Below are 26,246 nucleotides of genomic sequence, written 5' to 3' on the forward strand. Positions count from 1 at the left end.
ATGCCTTACGGCATAAGAAAATATAATAAGCTTAATAAGTATAATAGGTTTCCCATAAAATATGGATGCGAAGCATGCGGATATGAAGGAAAACTATATAGACATGGATTCTACTATAGAAATTTGATTACATTTAACAAAGCTTATAGAGTAGTTATCATTAGATATAGGTGCAAATCATGCCATAAGACGTACTCTCTTATTCCAAGTTTCATAATACCTTATAGACAATACACCTATCATGTTATATTAACTTGCCTTATTATTATGTTTAAATTTAATTACTCATTTAGCAAAATTATTAAGTTTGTTAACTCTATAAATTGTATGTTATCCATAAACAAAACTCATTTATCATTTTGGAAAAGCAGACTAATAACTTCTTTAACGGCTATTCGCCTATTTTTTGCACAACTTAAAATATTTTGCCCTGATACCAAAAATGTTTTTCCATCCAATTTACTTACAATGATTACTGATTTTTCACGTTTAAGATATGATTTTAATTTAAGATTTTTCTTAGATATGCCTAAATATTTTTTCTGTAAACCTTAATTACAGAAGCTTTAGTTTTTTTGCCCTTTATCAAATTAAACACTTCTTATTTTTTTAATGCTTATTTACTTAAAACTTGTCTCAACTTTTAAATTTTATTTTGAAGTTCTTATATTTTTCCACACAACTTTTAACGGTTAAGGCTGATTATTGAGGTACATAATTAAAAATGAAAATAAACTCAAAGTTGAAGGAGGCATTTAATTATGATATCTCATGAATTAAGCCAAAAAATAGCTCTGTTTAGATACTCTCTAATTGCACCTATAATCACTAATACTTTTACTCAATCTTCTGTTAAAGAATATTTATCAGAAATTGCTGCTAAATCTTATACTATGCCTAACGGCGGAAGAAAAGAGTATTCTCCGGCTACAATTAAAGGTTGGTTAACCTTATATAGGAAACATGGTATAGACGGTTTATATCCTAAAACAAGAGATGACAAAGGTTGTTCAAGAAAAATTTCGCAAGAAACAAAGCAGTTCATTATAAACTGCAAAATTAATTCCCCCAAAAAAACTGCTAAACATATATATCATGAAGTTATTGCCAAAGGATTTGAAAATGAAAACAATATATCTCTTTCTACAATAACTAGATTCATAAAACAGGCTAATATAGCACCTCAAAAGCTGGCGCCTCAAGATAGAAGAGCCTTTGAATTTGAATATGCGAATGAATGTTGGCAGTCTGATGTATCTGTTGGACCTTATCTCACTATTCAAGGCAGAAAATATAAAACTTATATTATAGCTTTCCTTGATGATGCTAGTAGGCTTATTGTTGGATGTAAAGTATTTTTTAAAGATGATTTATTGTCTCTTATGGCTGTTTTTAAAGATGCGGTAGCATCTAAAGGTATTCCTAAAAAAGTTTTTGTTGATAACGGAAAGATATATAAAAGTGAACAGTTTCAACTTATATGTGCTTCACTTGGGTCTATTTTAAGCTTTGCTAGGCCATATTCTCCTCAATCGAAAGGTAAAATTGAAAGGTGGTTTCAAACAATGCAAAAACAATGGATGAATTCAATAAACTGGGGTGATTTTAAGTCAATAGACATTTTGAATGAATCTCTATTGACTTATGTTAATCACTATAACAAAACCTTTCATTCATCAATAAATTCTACACCCTTTGATAAATATATGAATAATATTGAAAATTTAAGGTTTGTTTCCTCTAAAAGTGAACTTGATCATTTATTTTTATATAAAGTTCAACGTACTGTTAAAAATGACTCCACAGTATCCATAGGAACTAAATTATTTGAAGTTCCATTAAAGTATGTAAGAGAAAAAATAAATATTCGTTATGATCCTACTTCACTTGATAAAGCATACATCTTCTCTGAAGATGCTAAGCTTACAGATACTATTTTCCCACTAAAAAAAATTGATAACTCAAAGGTTAGAAGATCTAATAATGATTCTGTTGATTTTTCTGCCTTTAAAGCTAACTAACCGGAGGTTGATATTATGTATAAAACTTTTTATGGGTTAACCTTTGACCCATTTGATAAAAATATTGATTTAACACACAGCTTTAAATTCCAAGACTTTAATCACGCATTAAGCAGATTAGAATTTTTAAAATCTGTTTTGGGCATTGGTGTACTTACTGGTGAACCCGGAGTAGGTAAGTCTTTCCTACTCCGTTATTTTGTAAATTCACTCAACCCCAATTTATATAAATGTATATATATTCCTATTTCGACCTTAACGGTCATGGATTTTTACAGAGCTCTTTGTGATGGTCTTGGAATAATTCCTGCCTGTAAAAAAGTTACTATGTTTAAACAAATACAGGAAGCTATATACACTTATAGTCATAGTAAAAATATAACCCCAGTCATTATATTAGATGAATGTCAGTTTTTAAGCAATTCCATCCTTGATGATTTAAGAATTATATTTAACTTTAATATGGATTCAAAGAATTATGCTATGCTAATTCTTTCAGGTCAACCTAACTTTTTACTTCAACTCAGCAGACAAATTCATGAAGCGCTGCGCCAGCGAATTTTAATGAATTATTGCTTACGAGGGCTAACGCCAGAAGAATGTAAACCCTACATAATTTCAATGCTTAAAGCCGCAGGCTGCATAGAACCTATTTTTACTGATGATGCATTTGAACTTATGTATTCAACCACAAATGGCTCTATAAGACCTTTAAATTCTCTAACGAGAATGTGTCTTATTTCTGGTGCTAATCAAAAACTTTCCTCTATTAATGCTGAAATAGTTTATAAAGCTCAAAGCGAAATTGACCTTACAATTTAATTTTAAACACTGCTTACTTGGCAGTGTTTTTTTATACCTATATTAATTGTCTAATTTTCATATTTTATACATTGTGGATATTGTGAAGAAAGGTTGATTTAATTTGACTTTTTACATATTTTTTTCTATCGTAAGATTATTTAATCTGCATTTTTACCATATTATTACTTAATTTAGGTTGAAATAATTTGACTTTGAATAGCTTAAATAATTTGACGCGTAACAACTATTACAGGTGGTAATTATACATCTATTCCAGCTGGAGAAGTTGTAGAAAAAGATTTATTTACACTTGAAGTATATACAGAAGAAAAAGATTATTCTAGAACAACAGGTTATACTAAATTTACATGGAAACATTGTAAAGGAAAAGTACCTAAATATAATATAAAAGATGGTGATTTTATAGTACCAGAATTTGATGCTGAATCTGTGCCATTTAAAGGTGAAACAAGCGTTGCGATTGATAGTGTAACCACTATTCCAGATGATACAACTGGAGGAGGAACAACTACAGGAGGAGCTACAGTACCAACTCCGCCAACACCAATAACTCCAGATGGAACTACTAAAACACCAGGTGTAACTATAGGTTCTGATTGTAGGGTTACATGGACATTTACAACAGCAATAAATGATTCAGATGCTACAGTAACTAATTTTAAAGTTGTAAATAAGACAACTAGTGTGGCAGTACCAGGAAATGTAACAATAGATACCACAAAGAAAATAGTTACATTTGTTCCAACATCTATAGCAAAGGGTGTAACTTATACTGCAACAGCTTTGGCGATAAGAAGTTCAGGAGCAACTACAGCAGATACAACAGCAATTTCAGTGGATTTTACAACAGTTTAGAGTATTTAAAAATTAAAATAATGGAGGATTAATTATATGGAATTAAAAGTAAGTAATATAGAAGATTTAAAAAAGATGAGTGAATATGATGTTATAGAATTACCTAGATTTAAGAAAGAGATACCTTTTAATGTAAAAGTAAAAAGGGTATCTCTTTTAAATTTAGTTAGAAAAGGTATTATTCCTAATAAGCTTCTAAGTGCTGCTGAAGAATTATTTTATGGTAAACAAGCTAGTAAAAATGTGGATTTAGCACAGTTAACTAATGTTATGTTTATTATGGCAGAAAATGCACTCGTAGAACCTTCTGTTAAGGATTTACAAGAAGTAGATTTAGAATTAACAGATGAACAATTAGTGGCTTTATTTAATTACACACAAGAGGGGTTAAAAGAGATAGAATCCTTTCGTAAAGAGTCAGAGGATAATAAGCACGATAGCAATGGCGAAACAGTTCAATAAGTGCCCTAGTGAAATTATAGGATTGACTAATGATTATGAAGCGTTTTGTTTTGACGAAGCTTGTACATATATAATAGGTGAAATGAGTAAAGAAGATGCTAAACAGCCTAAATTTGAGGATGATGAACAAATACATAAAACAAATAATGACGATTTAATTGAATGGTTAAATGCTAATAACAAAAATTAGTGTTTAGCCATTTTAAAATTTTATAAGGTAGGAGGTGAGAATGTAATGGCAATAAATGTAGGAACGGCTGTAGCTTATTTAACACTAGATAGAAGTTCTTTTAAAAATTCTTTAGCCAGTGCTGGTGCAGATTTAAAGAACTTTGCTAGTAGTGGAGATGTAAAAAGTTTAGGAAGTGCTATGACTTCTGTTGGTAAAGATATGACAGTGGGAATGACTTTGCCTTTAGTTGGAGTTGGCACAGTAGCGGCTAAAACAAGTATGGATTTTGAAGCACAAATGTCAAAGGTTAAAGCTATCTCTGGTGCTACAGGTAAGGACTTTAATGATTTAAGAGAACAAGCAATTCAACTTGGTGCAGATACAAACTTTAGTGCAAGTGAAGCAGCCGAGGGGATGGAAAATCTAGCAAGTGCTGGTTTTAAAAATACTGAAATCATGAAGGCTATGCCTGGTATGCTTGATTTAGCTGCGGCTGGTGATGTAAGTATAGCAGATGCTAGTGATATTGCATCTTCTGCATTAAGAGGTTTTGGTATGGAAGCCGATAAAACTACTCATGTGGCTGATGTACTTGCTAAAGCTGCTGGGGATACTAATGCTGGAATAATAGATACTGGTGAAGCCATGAAATACATAGCTCCAGTTGCTCATTCGTTAGGTATAAGCTTTGAAGATACTACTGCTGCGATTGGATTATTAAGTAATGCTGGAATAAAAGGAAGTCAGGCTGGTACTACACTTAGAGGTGCATTGACAAGTTTAGCAAGTCCTTCTAAAAAAGCAAGTGATGTTATGAAACAATTAGGTATGAATTTCTTTGATGCACAGGGTAAAATGCTACCACTTGGACAAGTAATACAACAGTTGCAAGACAAAACTAAAGGGTTAACTCAACAGCAAAAGGCTAGTACAATGGAGACTTTGTTTGGTAAAGAAGCTATGTCAGGTATGTTGGCTTTAGTAGATCAGGGCGGTGGAAAATTTAATGAATTATCTAATGGACTTAAAAAATGTGATGGTGCAGGACATGAAATGGCAACAACTATGCAGGACAATTTAAAAGGTTCCATTGAAGCAATGAAAGGTTCTATTGAAACTGCTGCAATAAGAATAGGTGATGTATTAGCACCAGGAATTAAGAAAGCAGCCAATTTTATAGCTGATTTAACTAATAAATTTTCAACTCTACCTAAACCAATACAAACTGTTATTGTATATGTTGGTTTATTTTTAGCTTCAATCGGACCCGTTATGCTTATTTTTAGTAAAATTGTAGGAATGTTTGCACCAGCAATAAATTTAATAACAAAACTAGGTGGTGCTATTAGTGGATTAAGTAAAACATTTAGTGCTATAAAAACAGGAGCTAGTATATTTAGTTCTTTACCAGCGTTAATAAATCCTCCAGTTTTAATAATTATAGGTGTAATTGCTGGACTTGCACTAATAGTTTATGAAGTTATAAAACACTGGGATTTTTTCAAAAAATATATTTTTGCATTTGGAACTTTTATAAAAAATGTTTTTAAAAGTATTTGGGATTTTATAGATAAAGTAGTAAAAGGATGGATAATAATATTTCAAGCTTTTGGAGAGCTTTTAAAAAAAGTAGTAAAAGGATGGGAAATTATTTTTAGTGCTTTTGGTGAATTTTTAAAGAAAGTTGCTTTAGGATGGATATCTATATTTTCTAATTTAGGAAAAGGAATGTTTGAAATAGGTAAAAACATAGTAGAAGGACTTATAGATGGTGTTAAGTTTATGTTTGGAAAAGTAGGCGAAGTGATTTCTAATTTAGGAAGTAAGATTAAAGATGGATTTAAGTCTATATTAGGAATACATTCACCTTCTAGAGTATTTATGGAATATGGTGGATTTATTGGTGAAGGACTTATAAATGGAATAGATGGACAAGAAAAAAATATTGATACCAAATTTAGTGGAATTGCAAATAAAATAAAAGGCTTGGCTAGTACAAAAGTACAATTTAGTGGATTAGATGGAATAAGTAAATTAAATAGTTTAGATATAAATGGTTCAAAAAATATTGGAACTACTAATAAACAATTTAGTCTACATAATGATATAAAAATGTATGTAACTGTAGCTGATACAGGTGAAAAGGGAACTAAACAATTAACAGATAATCTAAAAACAATGGCACAAAATTCATTGAAAGATGCACAAATTGAATTATTTATGAATGATGTTGTAAGAAATTAGTGAGGAGGTGTCTTATGGATATATCAAGACTTAAAGATTTTGTTGTTGAATTATTCTATGATGATGGAACTGAAACAGGTGGAATTATAAGTAACTATAAGCCACCTCGTCCAGCATATTTTCGTAAAGGTGTAAGAACTATAAGTGGATATACTCAGTTTCAGGACAATGTTAAAAGTGATTGTATTATTGAATTTATGATTAGTTTTCAAATAAAAGGTAATACGGATGTTGAAACTGAAGCTAATGCACAAAAATATATGAAATTTATTCAAAAATATTCTCAAAGATTTATTTTAAAAAATGAGTTTGGAATTATATATAAGGGATATATACAAAATAAATTTGATTTAAATACACCAATTGAGGGTGATATTTATTATATAAATGTTGAAATGTTGTGTAACCATGATATTAGTGGATGGGTGAGTGATTTGGATGGAATATAAAGTGAAGATATATAAAAAGAATGGATATAGAGCGTTTAGTGATAAAGATGAAGATATATTAATTTTAAAGAATAGTCCTATAGATATAAAGATAAATAAAACAAAAACTACAGCTACAGGACAGGCACAAATAGTTGCACAGTTTGAACATCTGCCAATGGCTAGCTTTCAAGGTGGTAACAATGGAATTATTGATAATTTTGCAAAGTTAGAAATTTATTTTAATAATAAAATACAATTTACTGGAGTTATTAAAAAGTATGAATATAATGAGTTAGAAAAAACAGTTAATCTAACCTGTAATGATATGATATATAGACTCTTAAATGTAACTGATACTGTAATTGTTTATGAAAATACAACAGCGATAGCTATAATTGAGGATATAGTACATAGAGCAGGATTAAATTTTTATAGAAGTGGGGGAAATGATTACCCTGTTAACAAACTTAATATTAGTATAGGAACAACTTATTTAGATGTTATACAAAGTTTTTTAGAAACTATACATGGAAGTATTAGAGCAACTAAGAATGGAGAAATTTTATTAGAGGAACAGTATCCAGATTATACAGAAGGTGCTGGAGATGTAAATCATTTTGATTGGACATATACAAGTGATACCAATAATTCTTCTTCGGTTGCTGGTAGAGATGCTACTTTAATGAAGAATTTATTAAAAATAAATTGTGATAATAATTATGATATTTATGAAGATCCAAGTATGACTAGTTACTTAAATAATGAGAAGTGGTTAGATTTTATAGAAAATACATTAGCTAATACACAGGAAAAAAGAAAAGCCGTTGCTGGATATAAATTCTTAGAAATGTGGAGAAATAGTACTCCATTAACGATTATACCAAAAAAGGGAAATGAGGATGTTGATATAGGACAAGTTGTAAAACTAATAAGAAATGAAAATACTCCACCAGGATATTATTTAGTTGTTGGAATTGATACAGAAGTTTCTGCTGATGGTTATATGGATACATTACAACTACAAGGTATGAGGGATAAAAGAACAATTTATAAAATACCAGTTTTGCTTTCCTCTGGTATCGACAAGGAGGTAAATAATTAATGGGTAACTTTGGATATAAAAATTTTAGAGAACCAGTTGTTTATGTTTTAGATCAGGAATTTAGAAAGAGAAATTTAAAAAATAAAATATCTATAGATAATACTGAATGGAACGGTGAATTAGAAACATATCCAATTGAACTAATAAGAAATGAAAATAATATTGTTGTTAAAATATTACATGGAGTGGGTGTTAGTCAATGGAGTGAAGAATTTATAAAAAATTCAGATGAACAAGTAGAAAAAATAAAGTACACTTATCCAGATGAAACAAGTGAAATTATACAGTTAATAAGAGATCCACTTGTACATTATATAGAGAAGAGTTAATAACAGGAGGTGAGACTATATGGCACAAATTCTAAGTAGTGTGGCTAATTATGTACTAAACTTTGATGAATTAGCTAGTAAACTTATAGACTATTTAAAGAATGGTATAGCAGTAAATTTAGGTGGAATAACTGTAGATACTTCAACTATGGAACAATTATTAAATGAAATAAAAGGTGAGATTCAAGGCATTGATTATAAAGATTTAATCAGTGCCTTAAATTTATTAGGTGCAAAGTTAGATGCTTTTGGTGCTAACCTTGGTGTAATTGGTACAGAAAAAATATTAGGCGATGCTATAGATATAGGAGCAATAGCTGAAGTAACAAGTGAATTTCCACTTGAGACAGAAGGCTTTTTAACTGGAATAACATTTTTCCAGACTAATTCTACTAAAATTTATGGATTAAAAGATAATTTCGATTTATATATAGAAGATGGACAAACAGAGACACAAATATTTAAAAATGTTTTTGCGAAAGGTTTTGGAGAGCATAAATATTTAAATGTTTATCAAAAAATTAGTAAATCAGCTATTGTTAAAATAGTTTACCATAACAATTCTTTAAATAATAAAGTTTTATGGCTTGATTTTCATGTACTTGATGTACCAGCAATTAATGCTGGAAGTGGTTCAACTATTGGTGGTGGCACAGGAAGTAGTATCACACTAACTACTACTGGAACTACAGCAAAATATTTGAGAAGATTTGTTGTTACAGACACTATAGATTCAAGCTATATAGACCCAACAAAAATAGATACCACATATTGGACAATGGCAGCAGAAAGGATTCCTAATGATTTTTGGGAAGGAAGAAATACATTATTACAAGATTTACAGGCAAGTTCTAGCGATGGAAGTACATATAAAAATTCTGTTATAACAACAATAACTAATTACCATAAATACCTATATCAATTACAGAAAGATATAAGGGATAATGGGTTAGTGTTAAGCGATTGGACCACAGATTACACTACTTTTATTAGCAATTGTAATAAAGATGTAAGTAGTGGTGGCTATGGTTTACAAGCTTTAACAAGAGTTGAGCAGACGCAAATATATTTAACTTATACATTCCAAACTATTACATTAATTTTCCCTTCATGTGCAAGTTTATTTACAGCCGATTATATAAATCAATTTAAAACTTATTTACCTGTAAGCAGATTGAGAGTATTGGAATGGATAGATTTTAGTGATGTAAATCCAGATAAATCAGTAGGAGCTTTTAATTTAGATTTGGGTAACAATGGAGATTTTAAGACATTTAGGACTTACATGAATGTCGAACCCTCAGCATTAGACCCTACAACTTTTACACCAAGTGAAGATGAAGTATTAAATCCATTTTTCTTTAGATTATATTCTGATGGACAAACAGTTACAGGTGATAGTGTCATTGGTGTAGATGGATTTTTCCCAGGATTAAAGTGGGAAACTAAAAAAGTTGATAGTTCTTATTGTACTGGGGATAGTAAAACGATGGCAGTTAGAGTATTTTTACATGAACTAGGACATGGAATTGATTTTCAATATGGAACTTTAAATGGTACTAATTTATCTGATATGGCTGAATGGAGAAATATCGGGGGATGGGAAAGTGGAGATCCTAAAACTATTTCTAAATTAAGACCTACAAAGTGGGCAAGTGAATGTTCTGAAAGTGATAAAGAACCACCTATAAGTTTATATGGCTGTACTCTAGTTTATGAAGATTTTGCTGAAACTCATTCTTGTTATTGTGTTAATCCAAATTATTTAAAAACTTTCTTTCCTAAGAGATATGAATTTATGGAAAAGTATGTGAAAGGATTTAAGCCTTATACAACATAATGACTATTAAAAATAATGATAGTATATCAAAATATTGGATTAATACAGATGAGTTTGTAAAATTATTTAAAGATAAATTAGACCCACTTTTATTAAAAAAGGTAAAAGAAAAATTAGATATTTTTAGTAATTCTGAGGAACTTTTAAGAGAATTAGAAGACTTACTTCCAGAAGAACAATTTAAATATTTAGCAAAAAAAATAAATGATTTAATACCTCCACAATACGGAGGAGAACAACATTATGATGGTATTTGGGAAGATATACCACCTTTAAAAGGTGACTTTGATGTAGTGTGGAAGTCTCCAGGATTTATTGCACTAACAGATATACAGTTAGAATCTACAGGGTGGAAACCACATGATGCTTACAGTTTAAAAGTAAAACATTATAACAGAGATAAAGATGGAGAAATTATAGGAAAACATGAACAGCCTTTGTTTATTAAAGTTCTTTTTAAGGAATTAGGCGAACATAAGGCTTTTCATGTTTTTTATAATTATTTTGGTAAAAAAAATAGTTACAAAGTCAAGGAAAATGATGAAGTAATATTTACTGTTCATAATAATAGTGGTAATTCAAGACAGTTATATCTTGATATTGAGTATTTATTTTTAGGAAAGAACTTACCAATAGGTGGCGACACAGCTTTATTCCTAGATGTATCTGGAAGTATGTGGGGAATATTAGCACAAATGTCTACACTTATGGCAAAATTCCTTGTCAATTTGGATGATAGCGACAAAGTAACAATATGTTTTGTAGCAGATAGAACTGGTAGTTGTAAAAAGGGTGGATATGATTTTGTAAGAAAAGATTTTGCGAATAAAACTTTAGCTACTAATTTCATATCTAACATGGCTAATATTCCACAATTTGGTGGAGGTAGCTATGATGTTGTAACAATACAAAGTGCGATAGATTATAAAATAAATAATTTTGATAATTATATATTTTGTACAGACCAAGCACTAGAACAGCATTTAACACCAGATATTTTTAAAGAAAATATTATAAAGTTTTTTAAAGATAAAGCAGTATACACTATTCCAGTAAATGATGAAGATAAAAAATATTGGGAAAGTGTTTACAGAGATATTAAATTATTTAAACCATTAGATTTATAAAATAAATAGAGAAAGAGAGTGATATATAATATGGCAGATGAATTTTATTACGTAGAAGGTAGTTCTTCCGTAAAAAATATAGTTAAATCTTTAGTTACAGAAATAGTAGGAAATGCTACAGATATTTATAAATGGACATTAGTTTATCCAAATGATGTAGGTATAATTACAGACTATGCTGTAATATCAACGAAAAACCTATATTGTGATAAGGTTTTTTATACTAAATTTGAAAGAAGTGCAGCGACTACACCTACTTCAGCACAACAGGCTATAGTTGATAAATATAATAATAGTAAACCTTATACAGATGAACAAATAGCACTACTTAAAAGGTATATAGGAAGTTTAGATTTAGGTAAGTTTATATCAAATGAAGTGAGTTTGATTAAAAAAGATTCTTCAACTTTATCTGAAGATGAACAGGAGTTACTACAATTTGTTATAAGTGTTAGAAACATTAGTGATGTGGAATTACAATTAGCAAAAAAATACTTACTTGGAGAAAGTATGACTACTGATGAAGAGAATCAATATCAGGTTTTTAAAGAAAGTCATATTTTGACAGCAGAAGAATTGCAAAAAGTTACGGATTTAAAGAAAAATAAGAAAATTTTTAGTGATTACATAATAACTGTTATTTTAAAAGAAGCTATGGGAATTACACTAACTAGTGGAGAACAATCTACACTAGCATCTTATAGACAATCACTAGAACTTACTGATTCAGAAATGCAGCAATATGCCAAAATAGTAGGAAGTTTAGATAATAGAAATCATCTTGAGATTACTGTTGGTACAAAAATTGAAGACCAACAGGTAATGCAAAAAAAAGATGATGGAACTCAAGTGCAAGTTACTATAAAAGCTTTAGTAGATGATAGTTGCTCTGTTCCTGCTAGATTTAGTTGGTATAGCACACTAGATGATACCGTTGGAGATTGGCTCCCAGTACAATACTGGTTAACACAAAATAAGGATAGTGTAAATATTGTTCTTAGAGGAGATCCAAGCGTGGACAACTATCCATACCAAAATTATTTAACTAGTTGGGCATATGTAGGTGCTGTAAAACCAGTTCAAGATGCAGCTTACACTGATGATATTTACAATTTTGGATTTTGTACATCTTCAGATTTAGAACCAAATTATATACCTAAGTTTGGAAAAAGGACAGGAACAGGTATAACAGATTTTTGTATGGTCGGTAATAAAATAGGAGCACCTTATCAACCACATTATCCAGCTTTTTATTGTACTAGTAATTTCATGGATAAGTGTGATTTTCAAGGTAGTAGATGGAATATGAATAAACACACCTTTGATAATATAACTGTAGTACATCCAGTGGATATGGAAAGAGGTATTTTACAGAATGTCATGGTAGGAGATGCTTCAGCTTTGAATGATACTGATAGGCTTGTTTATGAAAAAGATGGTGTAAAAGAATGGTATAGAAAGTTTAAAATTAATGCACCATATTCTTTATTTACCAATTCACCAAATCAATTTTACTGCATAGCTATAAGAATCTATTCTAATTTAACAGATTAATAAAACAGGAGGTAAAGCCAATGGACATACTACATACCTTTAATTATTGTATTAACACTCCTAATACTACTGATTTTAAAATAGAAACTAAGCCAGGTGTAGGAATAATCGGTCTTTTTAGGTATGTAGATGGCTTAGTTTTAGGAAGTGCTGAATTTGAATATGAAGCAAAAGCTTATTTAGCAAAACACAATAAATTAAAACTACTAGAAAGGACTTATGGAAATATTACAAAAGATGATAAAGCTAAAATATTAAGGCTTGAAGAAGTTATAATGTCTAAGATTGATAAAAAGCTTTTGAAAAAAGAAGATTTAATAATGTATAGTAATAATTATATATTTCTTCACGATATAGATAAATTAATTTATAAAAATGGGAGCAAGCAATTAGAAAAGTTCGTTAGGTTCCCTGCTTTAAATAAAAATGAAGTTAAACAGTTAACTAAAATTATAAATAATAATGTGTGGGTAAATAATTCAGTGTTACAATTACAAACCATAGTTCCTAAAATGGAGTCTATGGCTTTTGTTTATAAAGATTTAAAAAACATGACTATTCCACAAATAGAGGTAAACTGTGTTATAGAATTAAAGGATTTAGATACTGTTAAAGAATTTTTTATAAATAATGGTGAAAAGCAATTTAAAAATGACAGTAAAGACCATTTTCAATTGGAAAAGGCTGAATATGCAAAGGAACTGCTTAGATATGATGTACATTCAATTAACAAAGCTATCAGTAAAATATTAGAACATGATTATATCAGAGAAATTGAAAAAAATGAAACTAAGGAATTAGAACGTTATAATGTAACGTTTTTAGATAAAGTATTGAAAAATAAATCTTTATTAAGAAATAATATTATGTTTATGGAAAATAATCAAATTAAAAAATTAAGTAAGTATAACATTAAAAATATAGGTACTTTAGAAAAAGCAAAGCTCATTAAAAAATATAATGTTTATACATTACTTAAAGATAAACATTATGAATTAAAACTCTACAGATATTTTATTATACTCAAAAGTTTAAAAACTAAACTATGTTATAAAATCAATGTTTTAGATATGGCAAAACTTGCTTATGGTAAGGGATTATTAAATGATGCCTATAAGTATATAGATACTTTGAATAAATGTAAGTATTTAAGAACAGATATAATAAAGAAAATGGAAAAACCAAATTTGAAATTTGCACAATTTAAGAATAATATCAATTTTATTGATAAATTCAAACAATATTATTTGCATAAAGAAGTTATAACTCCTATAAGTAAGTTCTCACCAAAAGAAGTAAGTAAACCAGATCCAATACAAATGTATAAAAATGTTACTAAAGGTTTAAGAAAAACAGATGCTACACCTTTATTTATTCCAGATATAAAGAAATATTTTGAGGTAACTGGACGATGGTGGGTAGTTTATCCAGAAGGTGAAACTGATGAAAAGATTTTACCTTACAATTATGATTATACAGAGCATCCTTTAGTTGGTAGTGCAGGCTTAGGATATTATAGAGTAACATATCCAGATAAAAGTAATTATAAAACTGAAATAGAATATGACCAAGCCTGTGAAAAAATGTTATTCAATATCATAGAAAATATGAAAACACAATTTTATATTAAACATAAAGTAGCAATACCATATGATTATTTACCACAAATTTATAATAATCATCCTAATTCTATGTCAGTAAATCCATATATGGATAATGATGATAGTTATAGAGGTATAGAAGAAATGCCTGTAGCTATTAATATAATGATGGAGATGGTTAATTTTGTAGGAAACATAGTACACCATTCAGCAAGAAAATTCTGTTATTGTACAGGTCAAGAAGCTATGTGGTTTATTATGGAATACTTAGATAAATGGTTAAACATGGATAGTACAATTAAGGAATTAAATAATAAAGGTGCTACGGAACATTATTACAGAGCGTATAGATGGATACGTTGGGAAGCAGAAAAGATATTTTTTAATTGTGATTATGATAAGGAAAAAGGACAATTTAGGGGACTCAAATATGCAGGTGAATTATTAGCAAACTTAATTGAGTATATGAAAAATCATCATTACAATGTTGTGCCTATATTCAAGGATATAAGCAAAATGGACTATTGGAGAAACCAATCTAATTTAGATAATAACCCACAGGATGATATTGTTTATACACCAGATAAAGACAAAGAAATAAGACATTACAATATAGAAACAAAAAGATTAGACAAAAAGGCATCCGAAGGGATGCCAAAAACAAATTAAAAAATAATTAATAAATGGAGGTTTTATATTATGGCAAGTGAAAATTATCAAGCAGTCATGTATAGTAATACAACATTCAACCAACCACGACAAACTCAATGGGCAGTTTTATCTAAGGGTATGTATGGATGGGATATTAAAACAATAGATCCTTCTTTAGCTAAAGTAGAACAGGCTGCAAAAAATATATTGGCTAGTGGTGGAGAGTACACAAATATTAACAAAATAATGGTTGTCCAAATCATGCCATTAGATTTCATTATGACACCAAATGTATAGAAAGTGGTGATTACATGAAATTAGTAAAAATAGAAGATGGCAAAAGAGAGGTAGATAATTTCTATCTCTCTTCTAATTTTGCAGATTTTGTTGGAGATGCAGTTATTCAAAAAGATATTACAAATAAAACTATATCGTTGATATCTAACAATAAGATTGAAAGAAAATTTGATTATGATGATTTTGTTATAGTAGTAAAAAAACAAAATTGGGATACTTATGTTGATGGGGAATATGTAAAATTTTATGTTGGAACAGATACAAATGAAGAATATGGTATTAGAGATGATATTCATGGTGAAAGCAACTATTTAAAGATATTAAGAAACGAAGGATATGTACAAGCTTATAAATCTAATAATTCAATAAATTGGACTAATATAGGTGGTGTAACTACTGCTGATACTATTAATAAACAAGGATTTAAAAAGAATGGAAGTAAGTCATTTACATTAGAAAATTATACAGTTTATAAAAATGCTTATGTTACTTTATTAAATTTTCCAGAGTCTACAATAGTAGATTTATGTGATTCTAGTGGTAATGTAGTTAAGGAAAAAGTTTTCGATAAGGATTTACAATGTCAAATATTTTTAGATTGTGTTACTAAAGGTATGTTTATCTTTAAAAATTCCTTTGGACAAGAAATATATAGGACAGAAGTTTTAGATTTACAGTATGGAGATGTATATATATTATCTATATATGATTTAGAGATTATATATAAAGGTACTGTAGTAAATGAAAGTCCTAATCCTGAAATGTTAGACAGCTTACTAGAAAAAGTAACTATTAAAAATATTGGAAAAGAAACATATCAAAATTTGATTGTAAACACCGTAGATTCAACGGACGATACAATTCAATTGTCTTTGGATGGTACAACCTATACAGATACAGTAACTCTTACAGAGTTAGTGCCAAATACTAAAATAGATGTATATATAAAAATATATAAAGGATTGAGTAATCATAATTTTGCAGTAAGAAGTTTTCAATTAAATATTAGTTAGTTGGGGGGTGATATAGTGAGTAATTTTTATAATATTTCTAATAGTTCTGGAGTACAAATTGATGATACCATAAGGAATACAGAAAAAACTTGGAGTAGTTATAAAATAGGTAAAGAATTAGACCTAAAAGCTACTAAGGAAGATTTAAATAATATACATATTCCTACAATTCCTACGAAAGTAAGCGAACTAGAAAATGACAGTAAATTTCAAAGTGATACTCAAGTGAATGATAGTATTACTAAAGCTATTAATGCTTTAAAAGATGGAGTTCCAGCAGATGGGGACACTTTAGCTAAATTAAGAAGCTTAATAATAAATAATAAACTAAGATTCTGGAGATCAAGTTTTAATTATAAAAGTGCAGATTATGTGGTTTACGATAATTGCATTTATATTTGTACAATGTCTCATACAAGTGCAACAGATTTTAAAACAGATTATGAAGTTAATGGATTTTGGAATCTTATGGTTGGTAATCTGCTAAAAATTGATGATAATAATCCTAGTACTGATACTTTGTGGAGCAGTAGCAAAACAATACAAGAAATTCAAAATCAAAAACCTAAAATGAAATTAGGTGAATTAGCTGATGTTAATACAAATAATGTAGATGATAAGTTTATAATATCATATTCTAAAGACACTAGTATGTGGGTAGTATCTCCAGTGGAAGATGTTGTTCCTATTAGCAAAGGTTATGAATATCAACAAATAACACAGTTGGGAGTTAAAGGTACAACTACAACACCTGAAATTATATCACTTCCATACACTACAACAGATTTTAAAATGCCTAAAGTCAATGTATTAAAATATAAAGCTTTAGAAAATAACTTAATTATTATTGAAGGAAACTTTAACTCTATAGAACAAAGTAATTATGTTTCAGACCAATCTATTATATTTGATGGTAAAGCTCATTTACTTACTTCTTATGGTGGGCAGATGAATTATAGCAGAGATTTAAACCAAGGTAAGGAATGGACATATCATGTTGACAAAGCAGGGTTTAAAGATTTTGCTAATTTTAATGTAGATAACAGTGTATATCCTAACTTAATTTATCAAGCAATACCAAATGATAGGTTATTAATTCAGCAGCAAGATTATAACTTATCAAATGTAGAGCATGTAGATTATTTTAATTTAGTATCTACAGGGAATAACATTAGAATTGTTAGTAGTACAGATGGGGGAGTTACATGGCAGTATTTTAATGGTACAAGCTTTCAAACTATAGATAAACTAACATTAGATAATGTAAAGCAGCATGGTAATACACTTGATGAGTTTAATGCTATTGCTGATAGATGGAATTATGTTACTATAAGTAAAAAAATTAGATTTGCTTATGTATTAGATATGGATAATATAAGTGATGTTGAAACCATTGATAGTATTTCTTTACAATATGATGGTAATGGAGTATGGGTACAAGCTAAGGATTCTGAATATGATGTGGAAATAAATAATAGTGAAATAAAAGTATACTTATATATTACAGGTGATGTTAAGATTAATTACTAATATCACCTGTTTTATAATATTATAATCTTTTTATATAAGTAAATACTTAAAAATTTAAAGTTAAAATATGTAAAATTTAAAATAATTATGGGATTTCATAATAAAATTTACAATAAATAACTTATATTTATACATTTGTAGACATTTAGAGAAATTTGTTCCACGGTTTTTATTGATTTAATTAAAATTTACATTTAAAATAGGTTTTGGACATGTTCACAAATTGTTAAAAATTATTTTAAATGGAGGAACATACATATGAACAAATTTAAAAGTTTAATGAGTAAAATAGTTATAGTATTTGCTATGGCTTTAATAGTTGGAGTTTTAGGGAGTAGTAATGTATATGCTGCAAACATAGGAGATGTTTTAAGTAGTCCGGAAGATGGATGGAAAAGAATAGAGGATTCAAACGTAAATATACAGTATTTGGGTGGGGTATGGGAATGTAAGGAATCTTCCGATTCAGCAAACTACTTTCATACTGCTGGAAGAAATGACAAAAATGAAGTTAAATTTAATTTTACTGGGGATAAAATAAGGCTAATAATGCCATACCATCCTGAGGTTACAAGTAGTGTAAGTGTAATAGTTGATAATGTAACTAAAAATTTTAGTTTGCAATATGCAAATAAAAGAATGGTATTAGTTTATGAAAATGAAGATATTAGTTCTCAAGAACATAGTTGTGACATTAAATTTGGAGGTGATGGCTATGCAGTAATGGATGCAATAGATATTGATAAAAATGGTGAGATTAAACCTTATAATAAAGATCTACCAATAATAAAAACTATATTAAATGTTGAACCAGAAAAAAATAAAATAAAATTAAATGAAACGGTATCAGCTAATTTAACAATAGATAATATAAAGGATATTGCAGCAGAAGATGTAAGAATAAAATATGATAACACTAAACTACAGTTTTTAGGTGCTACTGAAGTAGATGGAATAAAGTTAGTAAAAAATGATGCAAAAGACGGAGAATTAAGGCTTATCCTTGCAAGTAAAGGTGCAGCTAATGTAGTTGAAGCTAAAAAGACATTATTAAAACTAAATTTTAAAGGAATAGCCGCAGGAGATGCATTAGTTGATGTAACTAAAGGTAGAGTTTCAGATGGAATTACTATGGAGAAGGATTTAACGGATGATCAATGTGGACAAGCAACAATAACGATAGATAATGAAGCTCTTGCAGATGTAAATAAAGATGGACAATTTACACTTTTGGATTTAGGTATTGATGGAAGACATTATAGTGAAGATCCAACAACACTTACTCAATATAATACTGATATTGTTGTAAATAAGGCTATAGATGATGATGATTTAACTAAGATAGGTGAGTATATGCTTACTAATCCAAATTATAAGTTTTAATAAAATTGAATGAATTGACATGGAGGAAAATATATGAATAAGTTTGGTAAAAAATTAAGTATTATATTTGTTATGGCTTTTGCTATTATGATTGGATGCTTTAGTAATGTTTTTGCTGCTGATTCAACAAATTATGTACCTAAAAAAGATTACTCAAGTAATTTAGTCGCAAAATGGATTTTTGATGACACTAATCCTAACTATATAAAAGGAAATATTGCTAAAGATTTATCAGGAAAAGGTAATGACTTAACTATGAATAATATAACTTTTCAAAATGATACAGATTTAGGTAGATGTGCTTATTTTAATGGAACTAATGCATATGCGATTGCTAACAATTCTGTGTTTAATGCTAACACTTCATTTAGTATATTAGTTAATATTAAAGTAGATGATAATAAAAATTTTGCACCTATTTTAGTAAATGATAGCAATAACTATCAAAGTAGCTTAGGAACTTTTTTAAGAATTTATGATAATGGTACTATAGGATTTGTATGTGATTACAATACAAAAACTTATGGTAATGATGTTTCAACAAGTATTCCTAAATTAACAAAATTAAAAGTACTAGGTGTTTTTAACAAAGATGAAAATAAGGCAAAAATATTTTGTAATGATTTAAGTCATCCTGCAAATAGTGGTGACACTCAAATAGATTCTACAATGTCAGATTCTAACTTATGTATTGGTAAAAGTGGTAATATTTATTATAAAGGTTATGTACAATCAATAGAAATATATAATGATGTAGTAGAATATGAATCTAATCCAACAGCAATATCATTAGATAAAACATCAATGAATTTACCAGTAGGTGACACACATGATTTAGTTGCAACAGTAACACCAGATAATGTAATAAATAAAAAAATAAATTGGATTTCAGACAAACCAGATATAGCAACAGTAGATGAAAATGGAAAAGTGACAGCAATTAAAGAAGGAATAGCGACAATAACAGCAACAATTGATGGAACTAATATAAGTACTTCATGTACTGTAACTGTAACGCCAAAAGGTACAACACCAACTAATCCAGACAATACTGGAAATGCTATTTTAACAATAACCATGACTAATGGCAATGTAAAATCATATACAGTACCTATGAGTAAAGTAAATGATTTTATAAGTTGGTATGATAACAGAGTGAGTGGAAGTACCGGAAAAGCTTATTATACATTTGATAAAAAAGATAACTTACAACCATTTAGTAAGAAAACTGAGTATATTGTATTTGATAAAATATCATCTTATGAGGTAGATGAATATAGTAAATAAAAATTGATAATAGAAGTATTAAGAGCCTGAAATATAGGCTCTTTTTACTTTACCCAAAATAAATAATAAAAAACTGTCCATAGATCTATACTTTTATACATTTATTAGATATTTTAAAATTAATAAAATAAATGTAAATAAAAGATAGATTTTATTTACAATAATTATATCAAAATTTAAAAATAGAAATAAATAGATTGGAAGTGATTTTATGTATTCCCCAAATTGGACAAATATATATGATTGTACTGTTTTACCACAAAACGCAACACCTTCATGGATAGTTGATAATATTAATGGATTAAGTATAATAAATAATCAATTAAGAATATATGATAATAGTACATCATCTTATAATGACCTTATTATGAATGATATAGTATCAAAATCTAATATTACTACAATAGAAACAAAATTAAAAATAGTAAATTCAAATATGGCTATTGGATTAATGATACAAATTTGTGATGGAGAAAAAGCCATAACAATTGGATTACAAACAGATAAAATAAATACAATAATTAGTGGATTTACAACAGTAAAAAACTCTTATAATGTTGATATGTCTAATTTTAATGATATTAAAATTATTAAATATGGTATTGAAAAATATGAAATATATGTAAACAATAATTTAATAATATCAAATACAGATTTTGATTCATATACCTCTAACAGAATATTTATTGGAACAGCAACTCCAGGTATATCTGATAGTTATTGGCAATATATACGATATTGTACTAATGGTATACCAAAACCAGAAAAATTTTTAATAAAGCAAGGAACAAGTTACTATTCAATAAAACCCGAATTTTATGGACAAGCAGGGTTTAGTCCTCTTACTTTAGAAGGTGGAACTCAACCTAATGATAATGATTATATTAATAATGGTTTTGATGATATTGGTATTTTAACTAATACTTTGTCTACAGGGCAAGTTAATTCAACTTCTACTACTTTAGGTAGTGGTAAATATTTTAAATTCAATTTAGATTCAACGTTTAAATCAGTAAATAATATAAATTAAAAAATTTATTAAAAGAGAGGTGAGAAGATGACAAAATGTTCATTAAGTTTTAATGGAACAAATAGTGTAGTAAGTATTACTAATAAAAGTATATATAATACTTTAACATTAACAGTAGAGTGTTGGATAAAAACAAGTGTTAATGATTTTACACAAAGGGGTATAATTAATAAATATGTAGATTCATCAGCAAATGGGTGGACTGTGACATTGGATGGTGGAAAAATACAAGTGTATTATTATAGTACAAGTGCCAATCATATAAATTTTATAGGAACAAAAAATGTAGCAGATGGTGTTTGGCATCATATAGCATTTACAGTAGATTCCACAGGGGGAAAGATATATATTGATGGTGTAGTAGATACTTCTAGTACATGGACTGGAACGCCATCTATACCAACATCTACTACAAATATTAATATTGGCTTATATCAAGGTGGTTCATATTATTTTAATGGATTAATTGATGAAGTAAGAATATGGAATGTTGCAAGAACTCAAAATGATATTAAGAATAATATGAAAAGAAGTATAATTGGCAATGAGACAGGTTTAATTGGATATTGGCAACTTGATGAAGGTACAGGAACAACGATAAATGACTTGACAACTAATTCCAATATTGGAACTATTACAAATGCAATTTGGTCAAGTGATGGTCATCCAATTATAAAATATCTAATTCAAGATAAAAATTCCAATTTATATACTTATAATGGAACTAGTATTTTGAATTCATTAAGTCAAGTATTAGAAGATGCTAATTTTAAAAGTAATGGTTTTGATGATCCAACTTTAATATCTGAATCTTTATGGAATAGCACATTTCCAGATAGAACAGGTTTGCAATTACTAGAATGGACAGATGATACTTCTGTTACTAATTCTAGTATGATTTATAATACAAATTCATATAAACCTTATGAAAAATTAAATTCACAATTCGATATAAAGATGTGGAAATCAAATTAATATGATAGAGGGTAATATGTGAGACTTAATAGGTCTTTTTTATTACCTATTTTCAAAAATAAAAACAACAATTAAGAATTATTAGTTCCTAATTGTTGCCAAAAACAGCAGTTTAGTGACAACTTTAAATTACAACGTAAAAATACTTCCTTCAAGAGTAGTAGAAAATATTTTTTATAATATGTGTAATAAAAGGATTGTCCAACAATATGCTCGTTTTTTTCAATTATATAATATCATATAAGTAATAATTTGTAAATATTAATTAATTTTAGGAGGTAAAATAGTATGAACAATGAAACAATAGAAATAAAAATATTAGAACATGATACAACATTAAAAGATCATGATAAAAGACTTGATAGAGTTGAACAGGATGGAAGAGAGTTTAGAACAGAAATTAAAAACCTATGTGAAAACATTAAAAATTTAACAGGTGCAATCAAATGGTTAATAGGACTTGGAGCAAGTGCTTTGCTTGGGTTCTTTTTTTATGCCATTCAATCACATATTTTTAAATAATAAGGGAGATGAAATTAAACTATGAAAATAGCAATTGATAAAGGACATAACAGAGGGCAAGATATAGGGGCTGTAGCCATTGGTAACGAAAACACTATGAATATAGAAACTGGAGATAAGGTTATATCTAAATTAAAATCACTAGGATATGATGTGTTAGATGTCATTAATAATATAGGTAATGATGTAAGCGTTGGTGAAAGCTTAGGAGCTAGAGTTTCTATCGCTAATAATTGGGGTGCAGATTTATATGTATCAATTCATGCTAACGCAGGAGGTGGAACTGGTACAGAAGTTTGGTGTGGTTCTAGTTCTAGTGTAGATATAGCTACTAGAATTACAGAAAATATAGCAGATGCTTTTGGTTATAGAAACAGAGGTGTTAAGATACAGGGACAAGATGGTTATGGACATTTATATGTATTAAATAACACAAACATGCCAGCACTTCTAGTTGAACAGTGTTTTGTAGATAGTCAAGACGACATGAACAAATGGGATTCTGAGAAGATGGCTAATGCTATTGTTAAAGGAATTACAGGGCAAGTTGTAGAAGATGCAACACCAGTTCAGCCAGTAAAATCAACAGTACCAAAGTATGATGTAACTATTCCAGACGGAGTATTTTCTATTATCGGGACTAATGGTTACTTTGAACAAGCTAAAGATGGAAGATTAATTATACATAAAGATAGAGGAAATTATATAGCAATTGGACAAGGATTTATAGATATTTATTGGAACGATAATAATGGTCATGGTGGTTCTAAGAGATTAAGTAATTAGGGAGGTTTAATACATATGGATAATTTAATAAAAGAAATAATATCAGATTCTTGTTATTTAATTATAACAACTATTTTTGGAATAATAGCTTATCAAGTAAGATTATTTCAAATAAAACATGCTGATTTTCTAAAGGTTCAAGAAGAATCTTTAAAACAACAATTAGGTGATGAACAATATAAAAAAGATAAAGAAATTGCTGAAATGCTTGTTTTAAAAGTAGAGGAACTAGGTAAACAATATAATTGGCAAGGTGAAGAAAAATATAATAAGGCAGTAGAATTTATAAGTAATAAAACTGGATTAGATTCTACAGATATATATGATATTGTAAAAAGTACAGTGACTAAAATAAAAATTGGACAAGTAAAATAAATATAAAATAGAATGGTTTGGCAGGAATTTACTATATTTTGTAGAATATTGATATTATATGAATAAAGTGTTAATGAAATTTATAGGGGGAAAGTATGCTTATGAAAAAAGTAGTAGGAGCAATTTATATAGCAATTTTTTTATTTTTAGGTTCATATTATGGTGGAAGATTGTTAGCTGAAAATAAAATCACTTCACAAAATAATAAAAGTATTTCGTCAAAAGTAAGTACAGAAAATGATGATAGTATAAGTAGACAGCAAGATAATAATAATGAAAGTCAATCAAGTGAGGTAACAAATACAACGAATGCTTCTACACAAAATCAAAGTACTTCTACTCAATCAACTAATGAAAGTACACAATCATTTGATAATAGTAATTCTACAAATATAGAATCGGGAAAGGAAATTACATTATCAGCAGATGCTCCAGTATGTTCATCTGCTGATAATGTAGATAAAATGATTAATTACGTAAAAAATAAAAACGAACAAGCAATTGAAAATATGGAGAGTAGGGGGGAATCAAAAGTTATTCCAAAAGGTTCAAAAGTAACAGTGGTAAAAACAGGTATAGTGGATGAAATAGAAGATAAAAATGGGGAACATTGGTATGCTCCTCATGAAATACTTAAATAATAATTTAAAATTAAAAGGTGTAAATGGTTAAAATAAAAAAAATCAAGTAATAGGGTAGGTATGAAAATGCTTACCCTTTATTTAAGCATAAAATTTAATGTAGAATAAACAAATAGTTATTTATATAATGAAAAACTTTTAGAAAAATAACTGCGAAAAGATATATATAATGTAGGAATTTTATATAAGAAAGCTACAAAAGTTTAAAAAATTTTATTGAGTATTATATAGAAATAGTAGTATAATGACTAATAAGCATAATGTTTAATGTACGTTACGCAAAATGAACTGTAAATCTTTTGAATATAGATGAATAGGTGGATTGGGATGCAATTTGAGAATCAAAGGTCTTCAAAACCGTTCTGTCGTGCTAAGACCACGATAGGTGGGTTCGATTCCCACATATTCCCGCCAATTGAAAAGAAAAATGTTTATATATCAAGGGTTTAGATGAATTATAAAAAGTTCGTCTAAGCCTTTTGCATTTTGTAAATTTTTTAAAAGGCTGTTATGCGGATTTTTAGCAACAAAACCATGCCAGTTTTTGTAAAGGGTTTGACCTCTTACAGAGATTGGAAGTTAGTTGGTAATCTCTATTTCTATAAAATAATTAAAAAAGAAATCGCAAAAGAGTATCTTAATTGTTGCAATAGTAAATATTAATATTTATGTATATCTATAAGCTTTATAAATAGCTACTTATAGATATTAATAGATATATTTGTAAATGAAAAAATATTGTAATGCTGTAATGAATGGAAATATAAATGTAATTTTCATGTTAAAGGAAGCCTTAATATATACGATATTTATAAAAGCTAACTAAATTAATTTAAAGAAAGAAGGCTAATAAAATGGGATTAGCAATAGAAAATAAATATAATTATTTAAATTATTCAACTAATAATAGTACTACAAAAAATAATTCAGTAACAGCACAAAAAGAATTTTCAAATATCTTAGCAGAGAAAAAAAGCAGTTCTCATCTTAATACAGGTACAGTAAAGTTCGTGATGGAAAATGGAATAGCAGAAGCAGCATATGTAGATGGAATTAAGATGGATCTTTCAGATATGTTTTTAACTGACAAAAGCCAACTAAAGGGAAGAATAGATACAAAATACAATAAAACTGATGCGGAAAAATTAGAAGAAATATTTGGATTATAAGATCATTAATCGTAACGAAAAGCT

General features: G+C 28.4%; 26 protein-coding genes and 1 tRNA gene. All 27 read left to right on the top strand.

What is annotated here, in order from left to right; genetic code table 11:
• The 27 genes from Q6H37_RS05665 to Q6H37_RS05795 all read left to right on the top strand — a co-directional run bounded on the left by Q6H37_RS05665 (position 1) and on the right by Q6H37_RS05795 (position 26,222).
• Entirely contained in the window at positions 1 to 555 is a 555-nt protein-coding gene (locus tag Q6H37_RS05665; RefSeq protein WP_318742904.1) for a DUF6431 domain-containing protein, read from the top strand.
• A 206-nt stretch (positions 556 to 761) separates the two neighbouring features.
• A complete protein-coding gene (locus Q6H37_RS05670; protein WP_318734736.1) occupies positions 762 to 2,021 on the top strand; it encodes a DDE-type integrase/transposase/recombinase in 1,260 nt (419 codons plus the stop codon).
• 15 nt (positions 2,022 to 2,036) lie between these two features.
• Positions 2,037 to 2,843 (top strand): ExeA family protein, encoded by an 807-nt coding sequence (locus Q6H37_RS05675; protein ID WP_318733562.1) that lies wholly within the window; start codon positions 2,037 to 2,039, stop codon positions 2,841 to 2,843.
• Between the two features lie 432 nt (positions 2,844 to 3,275).
• The gene (locus tag Q6H37_RS05680; RefSeq protein WP_318739885.1) at positions 3,276 to 3,701 is read left to right on the top strand and encodes a hypothetical protein; all 426 of its coding nucleotides are present in this window, start codon (positions 3,276 to 3,278) and stop codon (positions 3,699 to 3,701) included.
• A gap of 36 nt (positions 3,702 to 3,737) precedes the next feature.
• Positions 3,738 to 4,163, top strand: a complete 426-nt coding sequence (locus tag Q6H37_RS05685; RefSeq protein WP_318739887.1) for an esterase — start codon at positions 3,738 to 3,740, stop codon at positions 4,161 to 4,163.
• Entirely contained in the window at positions 4,144 to 4,353 is a 210-nt protein-coding gene (locus Q6H37_RS05690; protein WP_318739888.1) for a hypothetical protein, read from the top strand. The genes Q6H37_RS05685 and Q6H37_RS05690 overlap by 20 nt, the downstream gene beginning before the upstream one ends.
• Positions 4,354 to 4,398: 45 nt before the next feature.
• Complete coding sequence (locus Q6H37_RS05695) at positions 4,399 to 6,579, top strand: phage tail tape measure protein (RefSeq protein WP_318739890.1); 2,181 nt, start codon at positions 4,399 to 4,401, stop codon at positions 6,577 to 6,579.
• 14 nt (positions 6,580 to 6,593) lie between these two features.
• A complete protein-coding gene (locus Q6H37_RS05700) occupies positions 6,594 to 7,028 on the top strand; it encodes a hypothetical protein (protein WP_318739892.1) in 435 nt (144 codons plus the stop codon).
• Positions 7,018 to 8,112, top strand: a complete 1,095-nt coding sequence (locus tag Q6H37_RS05705; protein WP_318739894.1) for a hypothetical protein — start codon at positions 7,018 to 7,020, stop codon at positions 8,110 to 8,112. The genes Q6H37_RS05700 and Q6H37_RS05705 overlap by 11 nt, the downstream gene beginning before the upstream one ends.
• Entirely contained in the window at positions 8,112 to 8,441 is a 330-nt protein-coding gene (locus Q6H37_RS05710; RefSeq protein WP_318739896.1) for a hypothetical protein, read from the top strand. Before Q6H37_RS05705 ends, Q6H37_RS05710 begins: the two co-directional genes overlap by 1 nt.
• A gap of 19 nt (positions 8,442 to 8,460) precedes the next feature.
• On the top strand, positions 8,461 to 10,281 hold the full coding sequence (locus tag Q6H37_RS05715) for a zinc-dependent peptidase (protein WP_318739898.1): 1,821 nt from the start codon (positions 8,461 to 8,463) through the stop codon (positions 10,279 to 10,281).
• Positions 10,281 to 11,408 carry a hypothetical protein gene (locus tag Q6H37_RS05720; RefSeq protein WP_318739900.1) on the top strand — a complete coding sequence of 376 codons (1,128 nt, stop codon included), beginning with the start codon at positions 10,281 to 10,283 and terminating at the stop codon, positions 11,406 to 11,408. Before Q6H37_RS05715 ends, Q6H37_RS05720 begins: the two co-directional genes overlap by 1 nt.
• A gap of 30 nt (positions 11,409 to 11,438) precedes the next feature.
• A complete protein-coding gene (locus Q6H37_RS05725) occupies positions 11,439 to 12,962 on the top strand; it encodes a hypothetical protein (RefSeq protein ID WP_318739902.1) in 1,524 nt (507 codons plus the stop codon).
• A gap of 20 nt (positions 12,963 to 12,982) precedes the next feature.
• On the top strand, positions 12,983 to 15,232 hold the full coding sequence (locus Q6H37_RS05730) for a hypothetical protein (protein ID WP_318739903.1): 2,250 nt from the start codon (positions 12,983 to 12,985) through the stop codon (positions 15,230 to 15,232).
• 30 nt (positions 15,233 to 15,262) lie between these two features.
• The gene (locus Q6H37_RS05735) at positions 15,263 to 15,511 is read left to right on the top strand and encodes a hypothetical protein (protein ID WP_318739905.1); all 249 of its coding nucleotides are present in this window, start codon (positions 15,263 to 15,265) and stop codon (positions 15,509 to 15,511) included.
• A gap of 14 nt (positions 15,512 to 15,525) precedes the next feature.
• Positions 15,526 to 16,524, top strand: coding sequence for a hypothetical protein (locus Q6H37_RS05740; RefSeq protein WP_318739907.1), 999 nt, complete (start codon positions 15,526 to 15,528; stop codon positions 16,522 to 16,524).
• A gap of 15 nt (positions 16,525 to 16,539) precedes the next feature.
• Complete coding sequence (locus Q6H37_RS05745) at positions 16,540 to 18,054, top strand: signal peptidase II (protein WP_318739908.1); 1,515 nt, start codon at positions 16,540 to 16,542, stop codon at positions 18,052 to 18,054.
• 258 nt (positions 18,055 to 18,312) lie between these two features.
• A complete protein-coding gene (locus Q6H37_RS05750) occupies positions 18,313 to 19,437 on the top strand; it encodes a cohesin domain-containing protein (RefSeq protein WP_318739910.1) in 1,125 nt (374 codons plus the stop codon).
• Between the two features lie 33 nt (positions 19,438 to 19,470).
• Positions 19,471 to 20,724 (top strand): Ig-like domain-containing protein, encoded by a 1,254-nt coding sequence (locus tag Q6H37_RS05755; RefSeq protein ID WP_318739912.1) that lies wholly within the window; start codon positions 19,471 to 19,473, stop codon positions 20,722 to 20,724.
• Between the two features lie 211 nt (positions 20,725 to 20,935).
• Complete coding sequence (locus tag Q6H37_RS05760) at positions 20,936 to 21,754, top strand: hypothetical protein (protein WP_318739914.1); 819 nt, start codon at positions 20,936 to 20,938, stop codon at positions 21,752 to 21,754.
• A 27-nt stretch (positions 21,755 to 21,781) separates the two neighbouring features.
• Positions 21,782 to 22,729 (top strand): LamG domain-containing protein, encoded by a 948-nt coding sequence (locus tag Q6H37_RS05765; RefSeq protein WP_318739915.1) that lies wholly within the window; start codon positions 21,782 to 21,784, stop codon positions 22,727 to 22,729.
• A gap of 288 nt (positions 22,730 to 23,017) precedes the next feature.
• Positions 23,018 to 23,251, top strand: a complete 234-nt coding sequence (locus Q6H37_RS05770; protein ID WP_318739917.1) for a hemolysin XhlA family protein — start codon at positions 23,018 to 23,020, stop codon at positions 23,249 to 23,251.
• A gap of 21 nt (positions 23,252 to 23,272) precedes the next feature.
• Positions 23,273 to 24,037 carry an N-acetylmuramoyl-L-alanine amidase gene (locus tag Q6H37_RS05775; protein WP_318739919.1) on the top strand — a complete coding sequence of 255 codons (765 nt, stop codon included), beginning with the start codon at positions 23,273 to 23,275 and terminating at the stop codon, positions 24,035 to 24,037.
• Positions 24,038 to 24,052: 15 nt separating this feature from the next.
• Positions 24,053 to 24,412 (top strand): hypothetical protein, encoded by a 360-nt coding sequence (locus tag Q6H37_RS05780; RefSeq protein WP_318739921.1) that lies wholly within the window; start codon positions 24,053 to 24,055, stop codon positions 24,410 to 24,412.
• A gap of 101 nt (positions 24,413 to 24,513) precedes the next feature.
• Positions 24,514 to 25,053 carry a hypothetical protein gene (locus tag Q6H37_RS05785; protein WP_318739923.1) on the top strand — a complete coding sequence of 180 codons (540 nt, stop codon included), beginning with the start codon at positions 24,514 to 24,516 and terminating at the stop codon, positions 25,051 to 25,053.
• Between the two features lie 324 nt (positions 25,054 to 25,377).
• A tRNA-Sec gene (locus Q6H37_RS05790) sits at positions 25,378 to 25,467 on the top strand.
• Between the two features lie 440 nt (positions 25,468 to 25,907).
• Positions 25,908 to 26,222, top strand: a complete 315-nt coding sequence (locus Q6H37_RS05795; RefSeq protein ID WP_318739925.1) for a hypothetical protein — start codon at positions 25,908 to 25,910, stop codon at positions 26,220 to 26,222.
• Positions 26,223 to 26,246 lie beyond the last annotated feature (24 nt).

The sequence above is a fragment of the Clostridium sp. JS66 genome, assembly GCF_033561535.1.
Taxonomy (GTDB): Bacteria; Bacillota; Clostridia; order Clostridiales; family Clostridiaceae; genus Clostridium_AM; species Clostridium_AM carboxidivorans.

What these genes read in the sequence shown, in the direction of transcription:
- Q6H37_RS05665 (WP_318742904.1), top strand. Translation starts at nt 1, where the DNA reads ATGCCTTACGGCATAAGAAAATATAATAAGCTTAATAAGTATAATAGG.
- Q6H37_RS05670 (WP_318734736.1), top strand. Translation starts at nt 762, where the DNA reads ATGATATCTCATGAATTAAGCCAAAAAATAGCTCTGTTTAGATACTCT.
- Q6H37_RS05675 (WP_318733562.1), top strand. Translation starts at nt 2,037, where the DNA reads ATGTATAAAACTTTTTATGGGTTAACCTTTGACCCATTTGATAAAAAT.
- Q6H37_RS05685 (WP_318739887.1), top strand. Translation starts at nt 3,738, where the DNA reads ATGGAATTAAAAGTAAGTAATATAGAAGATTTAAAAAAGATGAGTGAA.
- Q6H37_RS05690 (WP_318739888.1), top strand. Translation starts at nt 4,144, where the DNA reads ATGGCGAAACAGTTCAATAAGTGCCCTAGTGAAATTATAGGATTGACT.
- Q6H37_RS05695 (WP_318739890.1), top strand. Translation starts at nt 4,399, where the DNA reads ATGGCAATAAATGTAGGAACGGCTGTAGCTTATTTAACACTAGATAGA.
- Q6H37_RS05700 (WP_318739892.1), top strand. Translation starts at nt 6,594, where the DNA reads ATGGATATATCAAGACTTAAAGATTTTGTTGTTGAATTATTCTATGAT.
- Q6H37_RS05705 (WP_318739894.1), top strand. Translation starts at nt 7,018, where the DNA reads ATGGAATATAAAGTGAAGATATATAAAAAGAATGGATATAGAGCGTTT.
- Q6H37_RS05710 (WP_318739896.1), top strand. Translation starts at nt 8,112, where the DNA reads ATGGGTAACTTTGGATATAAAAATTTTAGAGAACCAGTTGTTTATGTT.
- Q6H37_RS05715 (WP_318739898.1), top strand. Translation starts at nt 8,461, where the DNA reads ATGGCACAAATTCTAAGTAGTGTGGCTAATTATGTACTAAACTTTGAT.
- Q6H37_RS05720 (WP_318739900.1), top strand. Translation starts at nt 10,281, where the DNA reads ATGACTATTAAAAATAATGATAGTATATCAAAATATTGGATTAATACA.
- Q6H37_RS05725 (WP_318739902.1), top strand. Translation starts at nt 11,439, where the DNA reads ATGGCAGATGAATTTTATTACGTAGAAGGTAGTTCTTCCGTAAAAAAT.
- Q6H37_RS05730 (WP_318739903.1), top strand. Translation starts at nt 12,983, where the DNA reads ATGGACATACTACATACCTTTAATTATTGTATTAACACTCCTAATACT.
- Q6H37_RS05735 (WP_318739905.1), top strand. Translation starts at nt 15,263, where the DNA reads ATGGCAAGTGAAAATTATCAAGCAGTCATGTATAGTAATACAACATTC.
- Q6H37_RS05740 (WP_318739907.1), top strand. Translation starts at nt 15,526, where the DNA reads ATGAAATTAGTAAAAATAGAAGATGGCAAAAGAGAGGTAGATAATTTC.
- Q6H37_RS05750 (WP_318739910.1), top strand. Translation starts at nt 18,313, where the DNA reads ATGAACAAATTTAAAAGTTTAATGAGTAAAATAGTTATAGTATTTGCT.
- Q6H37_RS05755 (WP_318739912.1), top strand. Translation starts at nt 19,471, where the DNA reads ATGAATAAGTTTGGTAAAAAATTAAGTATTATATTTGTTATGGCTTTT.
- Q6H37_RS05760 (WP_318739914.1), top strand. Translation starts at nt 20,936, where the DNA reads ATGTATTCCCCAAATTGGACAAATATATATGATTGTACTGTTTTACCA.
- Q6H37_RS05765 (WP_318739915.1), top strand. Translation starts at nt 21,782, where the DNA reads ATGACAAAATGTTCATTAAGTTTTAATGGAACAAATAGTGTAGTAAGT.
- Q6H37_RS05770 (WP_318739917.1), top strand. Translation starts at nt 23,018, where the DNA reads ATGAACAATGAAACAATAGAAATAAAAATATTAGAACATGATACAACA.
- Q6H37_RS05775 (WP_318739919.1), top strand. Translation starts at nt 23,273, where the DNA reads ATGAAAATAGCAATTGATAAAGGACATAACAGAGGGCAAGATATAGGG.
- Q6H37_RS05780 (WP_318739921.1), top strand. Translation starts at nt 24,053, where the DNA reads ATGGATAATTTAATAAAAGAAATAATATCAGATTCTTGTTATTTAATT.
- Q6H37_RS05785 (WP_318739923.1), top strand. Translation starts at nt 24,514, where the DNA reads ATGAAAAAAGTAGTAGGAGCAATTTATATAGCAATTTTTTTATTTTTA.
- Q6H37_RS05795 (WP_318739925.1), top strand. Translation starts at nt 25,908, where the DNA reads ATGGGATTAGCAATAGAAAATAAATATAATTATTTAAATTATTCAACT.